2 protein-coding genes and 1 pseudogene are annotated in these 2,009 nt (G+C 68.0%); 1 reads left to right on the forward strand and 2 read right to left on the reverse strand.

Annotated elements, in window-relative coordinates:
- On the forward strand, positions 1-809 hold an 809-nt coding region (locus BGN95_RS04285), incomplete at its 5' end, for an acyl-CoA dehydrogenase C-terminal domain-containing protein (protein ID WP_286771722.1).
- A gap of 141 nt (positions 810-950) precedes the next feature.
- On the opposite strand, the gene cysK is transcribed toward BGN95_RS04285, so the two are convergent.
- Together cysK and BGN95_RS04295 are read right to left on the reverse strand one after the other, a co-directional pair.
- Positions 951-1,871 (reverse strand): cysteine synthase A, encoded by a 921-nt coding sequence (gene cysK / locus BGN95_RS04290; RefSeq protein WP_265312892.1) that lies wholly within the window; start codon positions 1,869-1,871, stop codon positions 951-953.
- Positions 1,868-2,009, reverse strand: a pseudogene (locus BGN95_RS04295) (MFS transporter); the annotation flags it as partial. The pseudogene BGN95_RS04295 and the gene cysK, both read right to left, overlap by 4 nt.

A 2,009-nucleotide genomic window follows, 5' to 3' on the forward strand; every position in this document is an offset into this window, starting at 1 on the left:
CCGAACCGGCCGAAAAGGCCGACGTGCTGTTCGTCCACCCCGATGTGCGCCGTATGCTGATGCATGCCAAGGCGTGGACCGAGGGACTGCGCGCCTTGTGCCTGTGGGGCGGGCTGCAGGTCGATCTCGAGGATCATGCCGAGACCGAGGAGGAGCGGCAGGCGGCGAGCGACCTGATCGGGCTGCTCACCCCGGTGATCAAGGGCGTCGGCACCGACAAGGGCTATGAGATCGCCACCAACGCGCAGCAGGTCTATGGCGGGCACGGCTACATCCAGGAATGGGGGATGGAGCAATATGTCCGCGATGCGCGGATCGCGATGATCTACGAGGGCACCAACGGGGTGCAGGCGATGGACCTCGTCGGGCGCAAGCTGGCGATGAACGGCGGCCGTGCGATGCAGGCGTTCTTCGCGATGGTTGCCGGCGAATGCGCGGCGGCGAAGGGCGACGCGGCGACCGCCGATTTCGCAGGCCGGCTCGAAAAAGCGCTGGGCGAGATGCAGGCCGCGACGATGTGGTTCATGGGCAATATCGCCAACCCCAACAATATCGGCGCGGGGGCGGTGCCCTATATGCACCTCACCGGGCTGGTCGCGGTCGGGCTGATGTGGCTGCGGATGGCCAAGGCGGCGGCCGAGCTCAAGGCGGCGGGCGAGGGCGATGCCGCCTTCCTCGACGCCAAGCTCGTCACCGCGCGCTTCTTCGCCGAGCGGATGCTGCCCGAAGCGGGCTCGCTGCGGCGGCAGATCGAGGGCGGCGCGGATGCGGTGATGGCGCTGCCGCCGGAGATGTTCCGGGCGGCGTGAGGACGCCGGGCGGACCGTCGAACGACGTGCCGCCCCCGCGAGTCACCGCCCGTCATCCCAGCGAAAGCTGGGATCGCAGGCCGCAAGCGGAGCCCCTGCCGCGCGAGACCCCAGCTTTCACTGGGGCGACGGCTTATGCCGTCAGGCTTCGGGCAGGAAATCCGGCACCGACAGATACCGCTCGCCGGTGTCATAATTAAACCCGAGCACCCGCGATCCGGCCGGCAGCTCGGGCAGTTTCTGCGCGATCGCGGCGAGCGTCGCGCCGGAGGAGATGCCGACCAGCAGCCCTTCCTCGCGCGCGGCGCGGCGTGCCATTTCCTTGGCGGCTTCGGCCTCCACGGTGATCGCGCCGTCGATCGCCTGGGTGTGCAAATTGGTCGGGATGAACCCCGCGCCGATCCCCTGGATCGGGTGCGGCCCCGGCTGGCCGCCGCTGATCACCGGCGAGGCGATCGGCTCGACCGCATAGACCTTGAGGTCGGGCCACGTCTTCTTGAGCGTCTCCGCCACCCCGGTGATATGCCCGCCGGTGCCGACCCCGGTGATGATCACGTCGATCGGCGTATCGGCGAAGTCGGTCAGGATTTCCTGCGCGGTGGTGCGCGCATGGACCGCGATATTGGCGGGGTTGTCGAACTGCTGCGGCATCCATGCGCCGTCGGTTTCGCGCACCAGCTCGAGCGCGCGCTCGATCGCGCCCTTCATGCCCTTTTCGCGCGGGGTGAGATCGAAGGTCGCGCCATAGGCCAGCATCAGCCGGCGGCGCTCGATGCTCATGCTGTCGGGCATGACGAGGATCAGCTTGTAGCCCTTCACCGCCGCGACCATCGCCAGCCCGATCCCGGTGTTGCCGCTGGTCGGCTCGATGATCGTCCCGCCGGGCTTGAGCAGCCCGTCGCGCTCGGCCGCCTCGATCATGCTCAGCGCGATACGGTCCTTGATCGACCCGCCGGGGTTCGAGCGCTCCGATTTGACCCACACCTCGGCATCGGGGAACAGCCGCTGGATGCGGACGTGCGGGGTGTTGCCGATCGTTTCGAGGATCGTATTGGCCTTCATGGCTGCGCTACTCCGTATTGCGGGGTCGTTGCGGGGATTTCGGGCGGATCGAACGTCTTTGCAAGCTTCAGCTCGGGATAGAGCCGCGCCCATAACAGGGTGATGACAATCGCGGCGACGCCGCCGACCGTCACCGCG

It is taken from the genome of Sphingomonas sp. 66-10 (genome assembly GCF_001897045.1).
Classification (GTDB): Bacteria; Pseudomonadota; Alphaproteobacteria; order Sphingomonadales; family Sphingomonadaceae; genus Sphingomonas; species Sphingomonas lycopersici.

What these genes read in the sequence shown, in the direction of transcription:
- cysK (WP_265312892.1), bottom strand. Translation starts at nt 1,871, where the DNA reads ATGAAGGCCAATACGATCCTCGAAACGATCGGCAACACCCCGCACGTC.